This is a genomic window from Superficieibacter electus (assembly GCF_002915575.1).
Taxonomy (GTDB): domain Bacteria; phylum Pseudomonadota; class Gammaproteobacteria; order Enterobacterales; family Enterobacteriaceae; genus Superficieibacter; species Superficieibacter electus.
On the sequence record NZ_PQGD01000011.1, the window covers coordinates 174,081 to 191,643 of the forward strand.

Consider the following 17,563-nt stretch of genomic DNA (forward strand, 5'->3'; position numbering starts at 1 on the left):
GCATAGCAAGGGGCTGGTCGCAGCGGTAGATGACGCCGTTACGATCCTCCGTTACTAGCGCATCCCATGACAATGACTGAGAGGTGACCGCGTCAAACGCGGACATACCATAACGAAGAGGTTTTAAATGCGTAAAATTAAAGGTTTACGTTGGTATATGATCGCCCTGGTAACGCTGGGTACCGTCCTGGGCTACCTGACGCGTAATACCGTGGCGGCGGCCGCACCGACCCTGATGGAAGAGCTGCATATTTCCACCCAGCAATACTCTTACATTATCGCGGCGTATTCAGCAGCGTATACCGTCATGCAACCGGTAGCAGGTTATGTACTGGATATCCTGGGCACCAAAATTGGTTACGCTTTCTTTGCTATTGCCTGGGCGATATTCTGCGGCGCAACCGCGCTGGCAGGTAGCTGGGGTGGGCTGGCGCTGGCGCGTGGCGCAGTAGGCGCGGCCGAAGCGGCGATGATCCCGGCCGGTCTGAAAGCCAGCTCCGAATGGTTCCCGGCAAAAGAACGTTCCATCGCCGTGGGCTACTTTAACGTTGGCTCCTCTATCGGCGCGATGATTGCTCCGCCGCTGGTGGTGTGGGCTATCGTGATGCATAGCTGGCAGATGGCGTTTATTATTTCTGGCGTCCTGAGCTTTGTCTGGGCAATGGCCTGGCTCATTTTCTACAAACATCCGCGCGATCAGAAAAAATTAACCGAAGAAGAACGTGACTACATCATTGGCGGTCAGGAAGCGCAGCACCAGACTAACAACGGTAAAAAAATGTCCGTCTGGCAGATCCTCGGCACCCGTCAGTTCTGGGGGATTGCCCTGCCACGTTTTCTGGCTGAACCGGCATGGGGTACGTTTAACGCGTGGATTCCGCTGTTCATGTTTAAAGTTTATGGCTTTAACCTGAAAGAAATCGCCATGTTTGCCTGGATGCCGATGCTGTTTGCTGACCTCGGGTGTATCGTCGGCGGCTACCTGCCACCGCTGTTCCAGCGCTGGTTTGGCGTGAACCTGATTGTGTCACGTAAAATGGTCGTCACTATGGGGGCACTGTTAATGATTGGCCCTGGCATGATCGGCCTGTTTACCAGCCCGTATGTGGCGATTGGTCTGCTGTGTATCGGTGGTTTTGCTCACCAGTCACTGTCCGGCGCGCTGATTACGCTTTCTTCCGATGTCTTTGGCCGTAATGAAGTGGCAACGGCCAACGGGCTGACCGGAATGGCAGCATGGATGGCAAGTACCATGTTTGCTCTGGTGGTTGGTGCACTGGCGGATACTATCGGCTTCAGCCCGCTGTTCGCAGTACTGGCGGTATTTGACCTGCTGGGCGCGCTGGTTATCTGGACGGTACTGAAAAATAAACCGGCCGCAGAGATTGTGCAGTCACCGCCGAGGAACGATCCGGCGACGCAGAACTGATTCTTTTTACTTCTGCTGTAAACCAAAAAAGCCGCCTGATGAGGGCGGCTTTTTTGTCGCGCAGTGGTGCCAGACTCGTAAAAGTGGTATAACAAATAAAGGTGCCTTATTCCGTCCGGAGCACAAATGGAAATTACCGAAACCCGTCGTTTATACCAGCAGCTTGCCGCCGACCTTAAGCAGCGCATCGAGCAAGGTGTCTATCTGGTGGGCGATAAACTGCCCGCTGAGCGTTTTATTGCCGATGAAAAAAATGTCAGCCGCACGGTGGTGCGTGAAGCCATCATTATGCTGGAGGTAGAGGGCTACGTTGAGGTCCGTAAAGGTTCCGGTATTCATGTTATATCCAATCAGGCCAGACATTATCATATTCCGGATGAAACCCAGGAGTTTGCCAACTACGGTCCTTTCGAATTGTTGCAGGCGCGCCAGCTGATTGAAAGCAATATTGCTGAATTTGCCGCCACGCAGGTGACGAAGCAGGACATCATGAAGTTGATGGAAATTCAGGAAATGGCGCGTAAAGAGAAATGCTTCCGCGATTCAGAATGGGATCTCCAGTTTCACGTTCAGGTAGCGCTTGCCACACAGAACTCAGCGCTCGCGGCCATTGTTGAAAAAATGTGGACTCAGCGCGTGCATAATCCGTACTGGAAAAAACTGCACGATCATATTGATCTGCGCACCGTCGATAACTGGTGTGACGATCACGACCAGATCCTCAAAGCGCTGATCCGTAAAGATCCGCACGCCGCCAAACTGGCAATGTGGCAGCACCTTGAGAACACCAAGCAGATGTTGTTCAACGAAACCAGCGATGACTTTGAATTTAACGCCGACCGCTATCTCTTTGCCGAAAATCCGGTGGTTCATCTCGATACTGCCGTCGCCAGCGCCAAATAACACCTGTTTTCTGTGGCAGCTCGCTACGAACTGCCATCCTCTTTCCGGTAAGCAAAATACATATTGTGTCAGCGAGTGTAAAACTCCTCGCCTGATTCCCTTTCAGGCAGCAAAATCACACTTCAATGTGCCGTAATTACTGTGACGAATTTCCATACCTTTGTTACAATTAGATGCATTTTGCACTTTAGTGAGTGAGTCATAGCTCACCTCGCTCTACGACAAGGAGTTGTCTGAACGGGTTTATCGCGGCCACGCTTACGATAAATAAAAGGTCGCCCTGTCGTTAAACCGCGTTCCGTCGCGACGTTAACCGATGTACCAGGAATATTGAATGGAACTTTTTACTCAGTTGATGCATGCCCTCTGGAGCCAGGATTATGACACGCTGGCAAATCCTTCTATGATTGGTATGCTCTATTTCGTCTTATTTATGATCCTTTTTCTTGAGAATGGGTTACTGCCAGCGGCGTTTCTGCCGGGCGATAGTTTGCTGGTGCTGGTTGGCGTTTTGATCGCCAAAGGGGCCATGGGTTATCCCCATACCATTATATTGCTTACCATGGCGGCCAGCCTTGGATGCTGGTTGAGTTACATTCAGGGACGGTGGCTGGGCAATACCCGGCTGGTACAAAAATGGCTGTCGCATCTGCCTGCGCATTATCACCAGCGGGCGCACCACCTCTTTCATAAACACGGGCTGTCTGCATTGCTGATTGGTCGGTTTATCGCTTTTGTCCGTACGTTGTTGCCGACTATCGCCGGTATTTCCGGTCTGAGCAGTGCACGCTTTCAGTTCTTTAATTGGATCAGCGGCCTGCTGTGGGTGCTGATTCTGACAACGCTGGGTTATCTGCTGGGTAAGACACCGGTCTTTCTTAAGTATGAAGATCAGCTCATGTCCTGCCTGATGCTGCTGCCGGTAGTATTGCTGGTGTTCGGCCTGATTGGCTCACTGGTAGTACTGTGGAAGAAGAAGCGTCAGGAAGTCGGGGATAAATGATGGCAACCAGGTACAGATTACTGCGCCGTATTAGCTGGGGGTTCGCTGCGTTAATGCTGTTTACCGGTCTGTTTTATGCCGGTGTGACACTACAACGCCATGAATCGACGCTCGCTATTCGCCCGTTAAGCCAGGGCGTTAGCGTCCCTGACGGGTTTTCTGTCTGGCATCAGCTTGATGCCAATGGAATTCGCTTCAAAAGTATTACACCGCATGATGACACCCTACTTATTAAATTCGACTCCAGCGCACAAAGCGCGGCAGCGAAAGAGGTGCTCGATCGCTCGCTTCCTCACGGTTACATCATCGCGCAGCAGGATGAAGACGATCCGGCTACCTTGTGGCTGACTCGTCTGCGCGATACGCCCCGCCGATTAGGCTGATTTCTTCCAGCATTCTGAATCTTTTAACTTATTTTTGTGATTTCCGGTTTACTTACTATTCTTAAGTATGCGCAAGGCAATCACATCATTTATTAGCCTGGACGCGCAGGCACAGTCCCTATGCGCCGCAACATAATGGAATCTATAACCTATGAAATATCGCATCGCTACCGCTTTAGCTCTTTTCTCTCTCAGTGCGGGTGCCTGGGCACAGTCTCCCTGTCAGGAAAAAGAGCAGGACATACAGCGTGAAATTAGCTACGCCGAAAAGCATAACAATCAGAGCCGCATTAACGGCCTGAAGAAAGCCCTGAGCGAAGTTAAAGAAAACTGTAGCGATAGCAAACTGCGTGCCGATCATCAGAAAAAAATTGCCGAGCAGAAAGAAGAAGTGGCTGAACGGCAGGACGATCTGAAAGAAGCGAAGCAGAAAGGCGATGTGGAAAAAGTGACAAAACGCGAGCATAAACTCAAGGAAGCGCAGGACGAGCTGAAGGCGCTGGAATCGCGGGATTATTGAGTTTACGGAACGATAACTTACTCACCTGGAGAGAATATTTATGGCTAAAGACACGAATACAGACCATCTGCGCGCTGAGTTAAAATCCCTCACGGATACGCTGGAAGAAGTGCTGAGTTCTTCAGGCGATAAATCAAAAGAAGAAATTAGCAAACTGCGCAGCAAAGCAGAGCGAGCGCTGAAAGACAGCCGTAAGAGTCTGGGCGAAACGGGCGACGCGCTGGCAAAACAGACGCGTGTAGCGGCTGAGCGTACTGATGAATACGTCCGCGAAAATCCGTGGGCCAGTGTAGGTATCGGTGCCGCTATTGGTGTGGTACTGGGTGTACTACTGGCGCGTCGATAATTATGGCTGATTATCGTCAAGCACAGGGGCCCGGAAAAAGCGTGCTGGGAATCGGGCAGCGGATCATCTCCATTATCATTGAGATGGCAGAAACGCGGCTGAGGCTGGCGGTAGTAGAGCTGGAAGAAGAGAAAGCTAACCTCTTCCAGATGCTGCTAATGCTGGGACTGACTATGCTTTTCGCCGCCTTTGGCCTGATGAGCCTGATGGTACTAATCATCTGGGCGGTCGATCCGCAATATCGGTTGAATGTGATGATAGGTACAACGGCAGTCCTGCTGCTGCTGGCCATCGCAGGCGGTATCTGGACGTTAGTGAAGGCTCGCCGAACCACATTCTTACGCCATACTCGACAGGAACTGGCTAACGACCGTTCTTTGCTGGAGGAGGATAAGTCTTGAGTAGTAAGCAGGAACGCCAACAGCGTAAAGCCTGGCTGCTCAGTCAGATCCAACAGCAGCGGCTGGATTTATCTGCCAGCCGCCGCGACTGGCTGGACGTCACCGGGGGATACGATCGTGGCTGGAATACGCTATTGAACCTTCGCGCCTGGGCGCTGGTAGGCAGTAGCGTAATGGCCATCTGGAGCGTGCGCAATCCCAGCTTCTTAGTTCGCTGGGGCAAACGCGGCTTCGGTATCTGGAGCGCATGGCGTCTGGTGCAGACCACCATACGCAATCAGCGCCTGCGGTAGTCCATACTTCCCGCTAGTAAGCCCGTGCGCAGCAATGCTAACGGGCTTTTTTATTGCCCTGGTTTTTATCATATTTTTTGAAGAAGATTGACAGTTTTCCTTGCTAACAATTGTTATCACTCCCGCTTATGATTCTCTCCATCGACAGCATAACAGCGTTAACCGCCTGTAATGCTGGCCAATAACACTGTTGAGAAATTAAGGTTTCCGGGAGAGCACAATGAAAAAATTAGAAGATGTTGGCATGTTGGTAGCAAGGATTCTGATGCCTGTCCTGTTTATCACCGCGGGATGGGGAAAAATTACCGGTTATGCCGGTACGCAACAATACATGGAAGCGATGGGCGTACCGGGGTTCCTGTTGCCGTTGACCATCCTGCTGGAATTCGGTGGCGGTCTGGCGATTCTGTTTGGTTTCCTGACCCGTACTACAGCGCTGTTTACTGCTGGTTTTACCCTGCTGACGGCGTTTATTTTCCACAGCAACTTTGCTGAAGGCGTGAACTCGCTAATGTTTATGAAAAATCTGACCATCGCGGGCGGCTATTTGCTGCTGGGCATCACGGGTCCGGGCGCATTCAGCATTGACCGTCTGCTGAATAAAAAGTGGTAAGCGCTCTATACTGAAATAAATATCGCAGGGCTGAGAATACGTTAAGCCTGGCGCGTAATTATGCCGGGTGGCGGCTTCGCCTGACCCGGCCTACGTTTTTTACGCGTTGTGCGTCAGAGTAGCAGGTTGCGTGTAGGCCCGTGCAAGCGAAGCGCCGCCGGGAATGATGACGCATCCAGCGCCAGGTTGATGGCCGTATGAACGTTTATCAGCCTGCGCAAACCGGCTTTATAACGGAGGAGAAGATGGGACAACTTGTAGACGGTGTCTGGCACGATACCTGGTACGATACCAAATCCACAGGCGGTAAATTCAAACGCTCCGCGTCCGCTTACCGAAACTGGCTCACCGCCGACGGCGCGGCTGGCCCTTCCGGAGAAGGCGGTTTCGCCGCTGAAAAAGACCGCTACCATCTGTATGTTTCTCTCGCCTGCCCGTGGGCGCACCGTACGTTGATTGTTCGCAAGCTGAAAGGACTGGAGCCTTTTCTTCCCGTCTCCGTCGTACATCCGTTGATGCTGGAAAACGGCTGGACCTTTGGCGATGATTTCCCAAATGCCACTGGCGACACTCTCTATCACCACGATTTTCTTTACCAGCTCTATTTACATGCCGATCCGCAGTATTCCGGGCGGGTCACTGTTCCGGTGTTGTGGGATAAGAAAAACCAGACCATTGTCAGCAATGAGTCTTCAGAAATTATTCGCATGTTCAATACCGCGTTCGATGCGCTGGGGGCTAAAGCGGGCGATTACTACCCTGCCGACCTTCGCGAGCGAATCGACGAACTGAACGGCTGGATCTATGACGATCTGAACAATGGCGTTTATAAGGCGGGTTTTGCCACCAGCCAGCAGGCTTATGATGAGGCGGTGGAAAAGGTATTCTCCGCCCTGAGACGCGTGGAGCAGATCCTCGGACAGCACCGTTATCTGACCGGAGATCGGCTTACCGAAGCAGACATCCGTTTGTGGACCACGCTGATCCGCTTTGATCCGGTGTATGTCACTCATTTTAAATGCGACAAGCATCGGATTAGCGATTATCTGAACCTTTATGGCTTCCTGCGCGATATTTACCAGATGCCAGGTATTGCAGAGACGGTAAACATTGCCCATATCCGCAACCATTATTACCGCAGCCATAAAACGGTTAACCCGACGGGCATTATCTCCATCGGGCCATGGCAGGATCTGGATGAACCACACGGGCGCGACACCCGCTTTGCATAGTCCATCCCGTCGCGCGGCGAATAACGCTCGCCGCGCTTAACGTTGCGCCAGCGCCTGAACTTCAGCCCACACGCCATCATCAGCCGGTATACCTTCTGCACGGTGGCGGGCACGACGGCTCACTTCCCTTTCACCCGGATAAAAGACCTCACCGTTCCCTTCCGCCGGTTCGGAGGATTTAACGTAGTCAGCGATGCTGGCCGCCATGTTTTCACTGAACGCTTTACCACCGAAGTGCTCAGGATCAAAGACCATAAACACCTGGCTGGCCCCGGTGCAGCTTCCCTGCTGAATGTTATCAATTTCATTGGTGGGCGCGCCTGCGGTCAAAAACGCCGCCATCGCATCCAGTAAGATGGACATGCCGGAGCCTTTCCAGTAGCCGGTCGGCAGGATGCGCATGGATTCCTCAATCGGGCCGGGTTCATCGGTCAGGTTTCCGTCTTTATCGAACCCGCCCGGATACGGCAATTTTTCGCCCTTCAGGCGCGTGACCTGAAGCTTGCCGTAAGCGTATTGCGACATCGCCATATCAAGAATAAGCGCCCCCTCTTTCATCGGCACGGCCATGACATAAGGGTTATTTCCCAGCCGGGTATTTTTAGCGCCCCATGCGGGCATGCAGGATTCGGTATTGGTCCAGCACAGCGCGGCAAAGCCTTTGTTTGCTGCGCGCCAGCCGTAAGTGCCGCCGCGCATCCAGTGGGTGGTATTGCGCAATCCTACCAGCCCAATACCATATTCTTTCGCCAGTGCCATCGCCCGATCCACGGCAAATAGCGCGTTGGTAATGCCAATACCGCGCTGACCATCATAGATTTCAAAGCTTGCCGTCGATTTCACCAGCGCGGGCCCGGCGTGAATATTGATCCAGCCTTTTTGCACGTAATCCACAAACCGGGCGACCCGATTTAGCCCGTGGGAAAAAATTCCGTCGCAGCTGGTTTCAGTGTGAATTTGCGCACAGGTGTCAGCCTGTGCTTCACTCAAACCCGCGTTCAAAAAGGCCTGTTTAACCGTCTGTTTCATCTCGTCGAAAGGAACTAATGGCATGGCGAATCCTTGTATAACGTAGTGAAATTTTCGTTTCAGTAAAAAACGATTTATAACAACCGTGTTTGTCTGATGGCATAAAACTACCTTTACGAGATCTACCATACAAGTATGTATAGATAAAAATACGTTTCACTTCACAAAATTAACGCTGCATAAACCATCAATATGCCGAAAAGTTGAACCCTTCAATTGTTACTGAAGCAGGCGAGTAGCGAGGCCAGGCCTTATGGCGTCAACGCTGAACCCTTTATTCTTCAGGCTGAGTAGCGTACTCTGCGACAACATTTGCGAAAAGGATGTCATGATGAAATGGTTTTGGTACTGCCTTAAAAACTATGCCACCTGGGACTGCCGCGGACATCGCCGGGAATATGCCTGTTTTAATGTGACCCTGCTCGCTATTCCCCTTCTCGTGGAGCTGTTTTTGCCTCTGGAATACGCTGTTAGACTGATACCTGTATGGCTGATTCTGGGCGTTTTATTCCTTGTTCCTGTTGTCTGTTCTCATATTCGCAGGCTGCACGATCTTAACTGGTCCGGCTGGTGGGTTATTCTGATTTTATTGCTGGCGCAGGTTCCGCTCGGCAACCTTCTTTTCACGCTGACGCTGTCGCTTCTGCCGGGGACATCAGGGCTAAACCGCTTTGGCGCACCACCTCGTTAACGCCTTCCACTGATACATCAATCGGCTAAATATTTCACCATTTTCATAAAAGCGATTAATATTATATTAATGCTTATAAAACAAATGATTGATAGCTGATTGAGGACTGAAATGGACTGGTATCTGAAGGCTCTGAAGAACTACATTGGTTTTGGCGGCCGGGCGCGACGTAAAGAGTACTGGATGTTCGTACTGGTCAATATCATTCTTACCTTTGTACTGGGCGTGGTGGATAAATTATTGGGCTGGCAACACTCCAGCGGAGAAGGCGTTCTGACCACCATTTACGGCGTGCTGATATTTATCCCCGGATGGGCACTCCAGTTTCGCCGTCTGCACGATACCGATCGCTCTGCATGGTGGCTGCTGTTACTGCTGATCCCGATCGTCGGCTGGATCGTGATGCTGATTTTCAACTGTCAGGACGGCACCAAAGGCGATAACCGCTTCGGCCCCGATCCTAAACTCAATTCCTGGTAATTATGTGGCTCCTCCTCAAGGAGGAGCCACACTGCTGACAAACGCCACGCCGTGGAGCGCTGCCTGGCGGCGCTTCGCTTGCGCAGGCCTACGGTTACGCATAACCTATTGATGTTGATGTTTTTCGTAGGCCGGGTAAGGCGAAGCCGCCACCCGGCAAAATGGCGAACACAGTAGCAAAACAGGTCTGTCATCAACCTCACATCTGACAACCATAATGCAGCAGAATGCTGCCTGACGGCGCTTCGCCTGCACACGCCTGGGTTGCCAATAATCTGTGATGTTGTGCATTTCAGGCCGGGTGATTTAACACCTTTTCAATAGCGTGCGTTAATTAATTGCATATCTAATATTTATTAAATTTATCAAATTCTTTATATTGTCCTAAAAATATTTTTTAGCGCTGCCAATCACAGAAAAAAAGCATATACTCCGAACCACTTTCATTAAACAGGGTAGTTGATATGAACTGGTATATTAGCGTTTTAAAGAACTATGTCGGTTTTTCTGGCCGGGCACGACGCCAGGAATTTTGGATGTTCGCATTGATTAGCGGTATTATAAGTACAATTCTCAATGTCATTCAAATTATGATGGGAATGGAAATTATGTGGCTTAGTTTCATCTATTCCCTGGCTATACTTCTGCCCAATATTGCCGTAACAGTACGCCGACTGCACGACACCGACCGCTCTGGTTTTTGGGCGTTACTTATGCTTCTCCCTGTTATTGGCTGGATAATACTCTTTGTATTTACATGCCAGAATGGCACCTCCGGCACTAACCGCTTCGGTAACGATCCAAAATACAGCGTAAATAAATAACAGTAAAAAGGCATCGTTTAACGATGCCTTTTTATTTCGCTTTAAATTATATTGTTATTAACGCAACGCTAACGCCCCATAAATAATTTCGGGATTTCACGCAGGCACCAGGCTTTGGCTTCACCCATGCTGTCACGTCGCCAGGCCATAATAATGTCAATCTCGCTGGTATATTCCGGGCTAACTACCCGCAGACGCCCTTCGGCAATATCCTGTTCCACCAGCGCATATGGCATAGTGGCCACGCCGAGACCAGCCAGCAGCGCCTGGCGCTTGTCTTCAATGGAGCTGACGGTCAGGCGTGGCTGTTTATCAAGCAACTGGACGGTGAGTACCGGACGCTCGCGGGCGGTATCCGCCACGGCGACACCACGGTACTTCACGCGGGTAACTTCGGAAAGCGGCTCGGGTTCGCGGTGGATAGGATGATCCGGCGCGGCAACGTAAACATTCAGCACTTTATACAGTTTGCGGGAATTAATTTCAGATGATGAGCGAAAATGCATGTCCGGCGCGATAACAATATCTGCCCGCCCCTGCTCCAGCCGTTCCCAGGCCCCGGCGAGCACCTCAGTAATAATCGAAAGCTGAGTACTGGATTTGGTTGCCAGTTTCTCCACCAGCGGAAACAGTTCCTGAGTCGGTACCAGCGCCTCGGTCACTAGTGTCAGATGCGTTTCCCAGCCGCGGGCCAACGCTTCAGCATCGGTGGTCAGCTTGTCGGCGGCTTCCAGCAGGACGCGTCCCCGTTCAAGGAGCATTCGCCCGACGTTGGTAAATTTGGTACGGTGGCCGGAGCGATCGAAGAGGATCACATCCAGTTCTTCTTCCAGCTTTTGCATGGTGTAGCTCAGGGCAGAAGGCACGCGTCCCAGCTCATCGGCAGCGGCGGCGAAGCTACCGCGACGGTCGATGGCGTCCATAACGCGCAGGGCTTCCAGCGTGAGTGCTCTATCTTTAGCCATTTCGCTCTCGTTCAGGAAATTTGAACATACCAGGCAGAATATCTGGCTTACATTGCAGCGTCCATCGCTTTAACATGAGTTTAGTGTAAAGAGAGGTCAAGAATTATGATTACTACCCGAACCGCTAAACAGTGTGGGCAAGCAGATTTCGGATGGCTACAGGCCCGCTACACCTTTTCCTTTGGACACTACTTCGACCCGAAACTGCTGGGCTACGCCTCCCTGCGTGTGCTGAATCAGGAGGTGCTCGCCCCCGGCGCGTCTTTCCAGCCACGTACCTATCCCAAAGTGGATATTCTTAATCTGATCCTCGAAGGCACTGCAGAATACCGCGACAGCGAAGGCAATCATATCCAGGCGAAAGCCGGTGAAGCGCTGCTGATTGCCACCCAGCCCGGTGTCAGTTACAGCGAGCATAACCTCAGTAAAGAGAAATCCCTGACCCGCATGCAGCTATGGCTGGACGCCTGCCCGGAGCGGGAAAACCCACCGCTACAAAAAATCACCCTCACCGACACTGCGCAACAACTGCTGGCGTCGCCGGAAGGCAGCGATGAAAGCCTGCAACTGCGCCAGCAGGTGTGGGTGCATCACATCGAACTGGAAAAAGGTGAACAGCTCAGTTTTCAGATCCACGGACCGCGTGCCTACCTGCAATCCATTCATGGATCGTTCCATGCACGAACCCAGCAGGAGGAGAACCAGACGCTGACCTGCGGCGACGGCGCATTTATTCGTGATGAAGCTAACATAACGCTGGTTGCCGGTACGCCGCTGCGCGCTTTACTGATAGATTTACCGGTGTAGTTCCTGTTAAGTAAGTGAGTAATCCTATGAGCAAAAAAACGACAAAAAAACGGCCTGCGGTGAGTCCTGCTCCCGCCACGCCAGTGGCAGTGGTGCCCCCGGCCTTTGGCTATGAAGATATGCTGAGCGAACTGGAGGCCATCGTTGTCGATGCCGAAGTCAGGCTTGCAGACGAAGAAGTGATAGCAGACGGTGTGGCGCTAAGCCGAACGGGACTATAACCCAGGGCTGCGCCTTGCCGTAAAATATCACGCGCAAACCACCTTGATAGCCAGCCCACCACGCGAGGTTTCCCGGTATTTTGCATTCATATCTTTACCGGTTTCGTACATGGTCTCTATCACCTTATCAAGCGAGACGCGCGGTTCGCTGGTGCGTCGCAGGGCCATGCGCGCGGCGTTGACGGCTTTTACCGCATTAATTGCGTTACGTTCAATGCAGGGAATTTGCACCTGTCCGGCCACCGGATCGCAGGTCAGCCCCAGGTTATGTTCCATGGCAATTTCCGCTGCCACGCACACCTGAGCCGGGCTACCTCCCAGCAGTTCAGCCAGTCCTGCTGCTGCCATTGAGCAGGCGACGCCGACTTCGCCCTGACAGCCCACTTCAGCGCCTGAAATCGAGGCATTCATTTTATACAATGCGCCGACGGCTCCGGCTGCCAGCAGGTAACGGGCAATTGATCCCGCATTGACCGGGCGTCTGAATTTATCGTAGTAAGCCAGCACCGCAGGGATAATGCCACAGGCACCGTTGGTTGGCGCGGTGACAACCCGCCCACCCGCGGCGTTCTCTTCGCTAACGGCAAGCGCAAACATATTGATCCAGTCAATAACGTTCATTGGATCGCTGGACAAGCTATCGGATGAAACCAGCATCCGGCGTAGCGCCACCGCACGGCGCGGAACTTTCAGCGGGCCGGGAAGCACGCCTTCGGTATTCATACCGCGCTGGATGCCGGCAGACATAATCTCCCACAGACTGGTGCACTGCGCGTCAATCTCTTGCTTACTGCGCAATGCTAATTCGTTTTGCATCATCAGACCCGAAATGGACAGACCGTGCGCTTCACACTGAGTAAGCAATTCGCTGGCAGAACGGAAGGCAAAAGGAACCGGAACCGTAACGTCATGATCCTGACCAAAATCCGCCTCTTCGACAATAAAACCGCCGCCGATAGAATAATAGGTTTTACTCAGCAGGCATTCAGCGCCATGCCAGGCACTGATACGCATACCGTTTTCATGTCGGGGCAGCGTTTCAGGATGAAAGAGCATGTCCATGGCGGGAGAAAAAGCCACGCTGGCTTTACCTTGCGCGATCGGTAAATGTCCGCTGCGCATTACCTGCTGAATAAACCCGTCAATGGCATCAATATCGACGCTTTGCGGGCGATTACCTGCCAGCCCCATAATAATCGCCGTATCCGTGGCATGCCCTTTACCGGTCAGGGACAGGGAACCGTACAAATCCACCGTTAACCGCGTCGTTTGCGTAAGCAAATCGTGTGCTTCAAGCAGGTCAATAAAACAGTGACCGGCATTCATCGGGCCTACCGTATGAGAACTGGACGGGCCAATACCCACTTTAAAAATATCGAATACGCTAATCATTTCCGCACCTCAGAGAGATACCCGGGAAAGCAATATCGGTTTTAAAGGGCGGGCTGACGGAATGCGCAGACCGCCACAGGTTTCGCGTTACAGTGCGTCACCGCGCAGGGCGATAGCTTCAATTTCCAGCTTCACGTCCTTTGGCAAACAGGCGACCTGCACACAACTGCGCGCCGGGTACGTCGCCTGGTGCTCATCAAAAAACTGCTGGTAAACCAGGTTGATGGCCGCAAAGTCATTCATATCGCTGATGAAAACGGTGGTTTTGATGATATCGCCCACGGTTAAACCGCCTGCGGTAATAATCGCCTTCACGTTTTCCAGACCCAGCCGCGCCTGATCTGCGACGCTTTCAGGGATCGCCCCGTTCGCAGGATCAACCGGGATCTGCCCGGAGGTGATCACCAGCTTGCCGAGATCGACGCCCTGCACATAGGGGCCGATCGCCCCGGGCGCACGTGGTGTGGTAATACTCTTTTTCATCGTTAAATCGCCTGTGTAAACGTACGGGAGATGACGTCCTGCTGCTGCTCACGGGTCAGGGCGTTGAAGCGCACGGCATAGCCGGACACGCGTATCGTCAGGTTCGGGTACTCCTCGGGGTGCTCAATTGCCGCCAGCAGCATGTCGCGGTTCATGACATTGACGTTCAGATGCTGCCCACCTTCCACCTCCGCTTCATGATGGAAGTATCCGTCGAGCAGTCCGACCAGATTGGTTTTACGTACCGTGTCATCTTTGCCCAGCGCCGCCGGAACAATGGAGAAGGTGTAAGAAATACCGTCTTTGGCATAGGTGAACGGCAGTTTCGCCACCGAGGTCAGCGAGGCGACCGCCCCTTTGCGATCGCGACCGTGCATCGGATTTGCGCCCGGCGCAAACGGCGTACCGCCGCGACGGCCATCCGGGGTATTTCCGGTTTTCTGCCCGTAAACCACATTTGAGGTAATAGTCAGGATTGACTGCGTAGGCACTGCATTACGATACGTCGGCAGCACTTTAATTTTCTTCATAAAGCGCTCGACCAGATCGCAGGCAATGCTGTCCACACGCTCGTCGTTATTGCCATACTGCGGATATTCGCCTTCAATCACGAAATCCACCGCCAGACCAGTGTGGTCGCGCACCGGTTTTACCGTGGCGTATTTAATGGCTGACAACGAGTCAGTGGCCACCGACAGTCCGGCAATACCGCAGGCCATCGTGCGGTATACATCGCGATCGTGCAGCGCCATCAGCGAAGCTTCGTAGCTGTATTTATCGTGCATGAAGTGGATGATGTTCAGCGCACTGATGTACTGCACCGCCAGCCAGTCCATAAAGTGATCCAGACTCTGCATTACGGTGTCGTAATCCAGCACGTCGTCCAGCAGCGGCGCAGTTTTCGGTCCGACCTGAATTTTCAGCTTCTCATCGACACCGCCGTTGATCGCGTACAGCAGCGTTTTAGCGAGGTTGGCACGTGCACCAAAGAACTGCATCTGTTTACCGATAACCATCGGGCTAACGCAGCAGGCAATGGCATAGTCATCGCTGGCGAAATCCGTGCGCATCAGATCGTCGTTTTCATATTGCAGCGAGGAGGTCACAATGGACACCTGCGCTGCATATTTCTTAAAGGCGACAGGCAGCGCTTCAGACCAGAGGATCGTCAGATTGGGTTCTGGCGCAGGTCCCATCGTGTGCAGCGTGTGCAGATAGCGGAAGGCATTTTTGGTTACCAGCGTGCGGCCATCCAGCCCCATTCCGCCGATCACCTCCGTCGCCCAGATAGGATCGCCGGAGAACAGCGAATCAAATTCCGGCGTACGCAGGAAACGCACCATGCGGATCTTCATAATGAAGTGGTCGATCAGTTCCTGCGCCTGCTGCTCCGTCAGCCGTCCGGCACGTAGATCGCGCTCAATATAGATATCAAGGAATGTCGCGGTACGTCCCAGCGACATCGCGCCGCCGTTTTGTGATTTTACAGCCGCCAGATAGGCAAAATAGAGCCACTGCACCGCTTCCTGAGCGTTGCAGGCCGGACGGGAAATATCGCAGCCGTACTTCGCGGCCATTTCCTGAATCTGCAATAGCGCGCGACGATGTTCCGCCAGTTCCTCGCGCTGGCGCAGGGTTGCTTCGAGATCTTCCCCCCACTCCAGTTTTGACTGTAAATCGGCAAACTGGAGTTCACGTTCCCGGACCAGATAACGGATGCCGTACAGCGCCACGCGACGATAGTCACCAATAATACGTCCACGCCCGTAACCGTCCGGCAGACCGGTAAGCACCCCGGATTTACGGCAGCGCAGCATATCCGGCGAGTAAACATCAAAAACGCCCTGGTTATGGGTTTTACGCAGCGCGGTGTACTGATACTCAAAATCAGGGTCCATTTCACGCCCGTAAGCGTCAAACGAACTCTTGATCATGTTGATGCCACCAAACGGATGCAGTGCGCGCTTGAGCGGCTTGTCGGTTTGCAGGCCAACAATTTTTTCCAGTGCCTGGTCAATATACCCGGCGTCGTGCGCGGTAATGGTGGTGGCGACATTGGTATCAAAATCGACGGGGGCATGGGTGGCGTTCTCAATACGAATGCCTGCCATGACTTTTTCCCACAGCGCTAACGTCGCTGACGTAGCTTCTGAGAGGAACGATTCATCGCCCTCATAAGGCGTATAGTTCTGCTGAATAAAATCGCGAACGTTAATTTCATTTTTCCAGTCAGCGCCGTGAAAATCTCGCCATGCATCGGCATAATGCATATCGTTAATATCGATATTTACCTTCATGAAAACATCTCTCTATAAAAATAATAAATCAGGCATATTCTATAGCGGCATTAATATCCGCTAAGCTCAGCGCATCCTGAGCAATCATTTTCTCTTCATTGGTAGGAATAACCGCACAACGGACAGACGAATCTTTAAGCGAAATAACTCTTTCCCCGATCGTATTCGGTAGATTATTTTTACTTTGATCCAGCTCAATATTAAATACGCTGAGATGCTCTATCACCAGCCGGCGAATAAGCACAGAGTTCTCGCCAATACCGCCGGTAAAAATAATACCGTCGAGGCGATGAAGCGCGGCTGCATGGCCGGCAATATGACGGGCGATACGATGAACAAAAGTTTTTATCGCCAGTTGCGCACGCGCATTTCCGTCGTGCCAGGCTTTTTCCAGCGTCCGTAAATCAGAGGAAACCCCGGAGATTCCCAGCAGGCCGGATTCACTATTCACTACCCGTTCCAGGTCACTCAGCGTTTGCCCGGTTTGCCCGGCAATCCATACCATTGCGCCAAAATCGACATCGCCGCTGCGGGTACCCATCATCAGACCTTCCAGCGGCGTCATCCCCATTGAGGTATCCGCACTTTGCCCGTTACGCACCGCGCAAACAGAGGCTCCGTTGCCTAAGTGAGCAATCACTAACCCTGAATCCTGCGGACTAAGATCGAGTAATGCGTGTGCCTGCTGAGTGACATAGCGATGGGAGGTGCCGTGGAAACCGTAACGACGGACCCCCAGCTCTGCGTAATATTTCCACGGCAGGCCGTAAAGATACGCCTCGGGCGACAGCGTCTGATGGAAGCTGGTATCAAATACCGCCACCTGTGGGATGCCGGGAAACAGGGTCTGTGCAGATGCCACGCCACTCAAATTGGCATAATTATGAAGCGGTGCCAGAGAAGAGACCTGACGAATTTGATTTATAACCTCATCGGTAATAATGACTGAAGACTTAAATACATCTCCGCCGTGTGCAACCCGGTGGCCAATTAAGGCCACGCTGGTCATTAAATTACGCGTTTCCAGCTCACTGGCAATCGCTTTTAACGCGCCGTCATAAGTATAGTGGGTCAGTTTTTTTCCCTCACCACCATTCACCGATATAAATGCCTGCTCAGAATTCACGCCGTCAGCGATACCTGCTAATAATACGTCGCAGGTCGCTGCGTCAAGAACCGAAAACTTCACCGATGATGATCCACAATTAATCACCAGTACTACCGGAAATTCATTCATTTCAGACTCCGTTA

21 protein-coding genes are annotated in these 17,563 nt (G+C 52.3%); 15 read left to right on the forward strand and 6 right to left on the reverse strand.

What is annotated here, in order from left to right:
* Window positions 1-127: 127 nt before the first annotated feature.
* From CHU32_RS15160 to CHU32_RS15205, 10 genes are all read left to right on the forward strand, one after another.
* Window positions 128-1,429 (forward strand): MFS transporter, encoded by a 1,302-nt coding sequence (locus CHU32_RS15160; RefSeq protein WP_103676601.1) that lies wholly within the window; start codon window positions 128-130, stop codon window positions 1,427-1,429.
* Window positions 1,430-1,555: 126 nt separating this feature from the next.
* On the forward strand, window positions 1,556-2,332 hold the full coding sequence (gene exuR, locus CHU32_RS15165; protein ID WP_103676602.1) for a transcriptional regulator ExuR: 777 nt from the start codon (window positions 1,556-1,558) through the stop codon (window positions 2,330-2,332).
* Window positions 2,333-2,666: 334 nt separating this feature from the next.
* Window positions 2,667-3,335, forward strand: a complete 669-nt coding sequence (gene yqjA / locus CHU32_RS15170) for a DedA family general envelope maintenance protein YqjA (RefSeq protein ID WP_103676603.1) — start codon at window positions 2,667-2,669, stop codon at window positions 3,333-3,335.
* Window positions 3,335-3,718 (forward strand): EnvZ/OmpR regulon moderator MzrA, encoded by a 384-nt coding sequence (mzrA, locus tag CHU32_RS15175; protein WP_103676754.1) that lies wholly within the window; start codon window positions 3,335-3,337, stop codon window positions 3,716-3,718. The genes yqjA and mzrA overlap by 1 nt, the downstream gene beginning before the upstream one ends.
* Before the next feature lie 151 nt (window positions 3,719-3,869).
* Window positions 3,870-4,238, forward strand: a complete 369-nt coding sequence (locus CHU32_RS15180) for a DUF1090 domain-containing protein (RefSeq protein WP_103676604.1) — start codon at window positions 3,870-3,872, stop codon at window positions 4,236-4,238.
* Between the two features lie 40 nt (window positions 4,239-4,278).
* Window positions 4,279-4,584, forward strand: coding sequence for an ElaB/YgaM/YqjD family protein (locus CHU32_RS15185; protein WP_103676605.1), 306 nt, complete (start codon window positions 4,279-4,281; stop codon window positions 4,582-4,584).
* Between the two features lie 2 nt (window positions 4,585-4,586).
* A complete protein-coding gene (locus tag CHU32_RS15190) occupies window positions 4,587-4,985 on the forward strand; it encodes a phage holin family protein (protein ID WP_103676606.1) in 399 nt (132 codons plus the stop codon).
* Window positions 4,982-5,278 carry a YqjK-like family protein gene (locus tag CHU32_RS15195; protein WP_103676607.1) on the forward strand — a complete coding sequence of 99 codons (297 nt, stop codon included), beginning with the start codon at window positions 4,982-4,984 and terminating at the stop codon, window positions 5,276-5,278. The genes CHU32_RS15190 and CHU32_RS15195 overlap by 4 nt, the downstream gene beginning before the upstream one ends.
* Before the next feature lie 220 nt (window positions 5,279-5,498).
* Window positions 5,499-5,891 (forward strand): DoxX family protein, encoded by a 393-nt coding sequence (locus CHU32_RS15200; RefSeq protein WP_103676608.1) that lies wholly within the window; start codon window positions 5,499-5,501, stop codon window positions 5,889-5,891.
* Between the two features lie 245 nt (window positions 5,892-6,136).
* Window positions 6,137-7,123: a glutathione S-transferase family protein gene (locus CHU32_RS15205; RefSeq protein ID WP_103676755.1), complete on the forward strand. Its 987-nt coding sequence runs from the start codon at window positions 6,137-6,139 to the stop codon at window positions 7,121-7,123.
* A gap of 36 nt (window positions 7,124-7,159) precedes the next feature.
* Here CHU32_RS15205 and yiaK read toward each other — a convergent pair whose 3' ends face one another.
* Entirely contained in the window at window positions 7,160-8,176 is a 1,017-nt protein-coding gene (yiaK, locus tag CHU32_RS15210; protein ID WP_103676609.1) for a 3-dehydro-L-gulonate 2-dehydrogenase, read from the reverse strand.
* Between the two features lie 304 nt (window positions 8,177-8,480).
* Here yiaK and CHU32_RS15215 point away from each other — a divergent pair, with 304 nt between their 5' ends.
* The 3 genes from CHU32_RS15215 (at window position 8,481) to CHU32_RS15225 (ending at window position 10,147) form a co-directional block, all read left to right on the forward strand.
* On the forward strand, window positions 8,481-8,843 hold the full coding sequence (locus tag CHU32_RS15215; RefSeq protein WP_176691666.1) for a DUF805 domain-containing protein: 363 nt from the start codon (window positions 8,481-8,483) through the stop codon (window positions 8,841-8,843).
* 111 nt (window positions 8,844-8,954) lie between these two features.
* Window positions 8,955-9,323 carry a DUF805 domain-containing protein gene (locus tag CHU32_RS15220; RefSeq protein WP_103676611.1) on the forward strand — a complete coding sequence of 123 codons (369 nt, stop codon included), beginning with the start codon at window positions 8,955-8,957 and terminating at the stop codon, window positions 9,321-9,323.
* A gap of 464 nt (window positions 9,324-9,787) precedes the next feature.
* Complete coding sequence (locus CHU32_RS15225; protein ID WP_103676612.1) at window positions 9,788-10,147, forward strand: DUF805 domain-containing protein; 360 nt, start codon at window positions 9,788-9,790, stop codon at window positions 10,145-10,147.
* Between the two features lie 68 nt (window positions 10,148-10,215).
* On the opposite strand, the gene CHU32_RS15230 is transcribed toward CHU32_RS15225, so the two are convergent.
* Window positions 10,216-11,112 carry a LysR family transcriptional regulator gene (locus CHU32_RS15230; RefSeq protein ID WP_103676613.1) on the reverse strand — a complete coding sequence of 299 codons (897 nt, stop codon included), beginning with the start codon at window positions 11,110-11,112 and terminating at the stop codon, window positions 10,216-10,218.
* 105 nt (window positions 11,113-11,217) lie between these two features.
* Here CHU32_RS15230 and CHU32_RS15235 point away from each other — a divergent pair, with 105 nt between their 5' ends.
* Both CHU32_RS15235 and CHU32_RS15240 read left to right on the forward strand, forming a co-directional pair.
* Window positions 11,218-11,919 (forward strand): pirin family protein, encoded by a 702-nt coding sequence (locus CHU32_RS15235; protein ID WP_103676614.1) that lies wholly within the window; start codon window positions 11,218-11,220, stop codon window positions 11,917-11,919.
* Window positions 11,920-11,945: 26 nt separating this feature from the next.
* A complete protein-coding gene (locus tag CHU32_RS15240) occupies window positions 11,946-12,140 on the forward strand; it encodes a hypothetical protein (RefSeq protein ID WP_103676615.1) in 195 nt (64 codons plus the stop codon).
* A 27-nt stretch (window positions 12,141-12,167) separates the two neighbouring features.
* Here CHU32_RS15240 and tdcG read toward each other — a convergent pair whose 3' ends face one another.
* From tdcG to tdcD, 4 genes are all read right to left on the reverse strand, one after another.
* The gene (gene tdcG / locus CHU32_RS15245; protein ID WP_103676616.1) at window positions 12,168-13,532 is read right to left on the reverse strand and encodes an L-serine ammonia-lyase; all 1,365 of its coding nucleotides are present in this window, start codon (window positions 13,530-13,532) and stop codon (window positions 12,168-12,170) included.
* Between the two features lie 87 nt (window positions 13,533-13,619).
* The gene (locus CHU32_RS15250) at window positions 13,620-14,015 is read right to left on the reverse strand and encodes an enamine/imine deaminase (protein ID WP_103676617.1); all 396 of its coding nucleotides are present in this window, start codon (window positions 14,013-14,015) and stop codon (window positions 13,620-13,622) included.
* A gap of 2 nt (window positions 14,016-14,017) precedes the next feature.
* On the reverse strand, window positions 14,018-16,312 hold the full coding sequence (gene pflB / locus CHU32_RS15255; protein ID WP_103676618.1) for a formate C-acetyltransferase: 2,295 nt from the start codon (window positions 16,310-16,312) through the stop codon (window positions 14,018-14,020).
* 28 nt (window positions 16,313-16,340) lie between these two features.
* Entirely contained in the window at window positions 16,341-17,549 is a 1,209-nt protein-coding gene (tdcD, locus tag CHU32_RS15260) for a propionate kinase (RefSeq protein WP_103676619.1), read from the reverse strand.
* Window positions 17,550-17,563 lie beyond the last annotated feature (14 nt).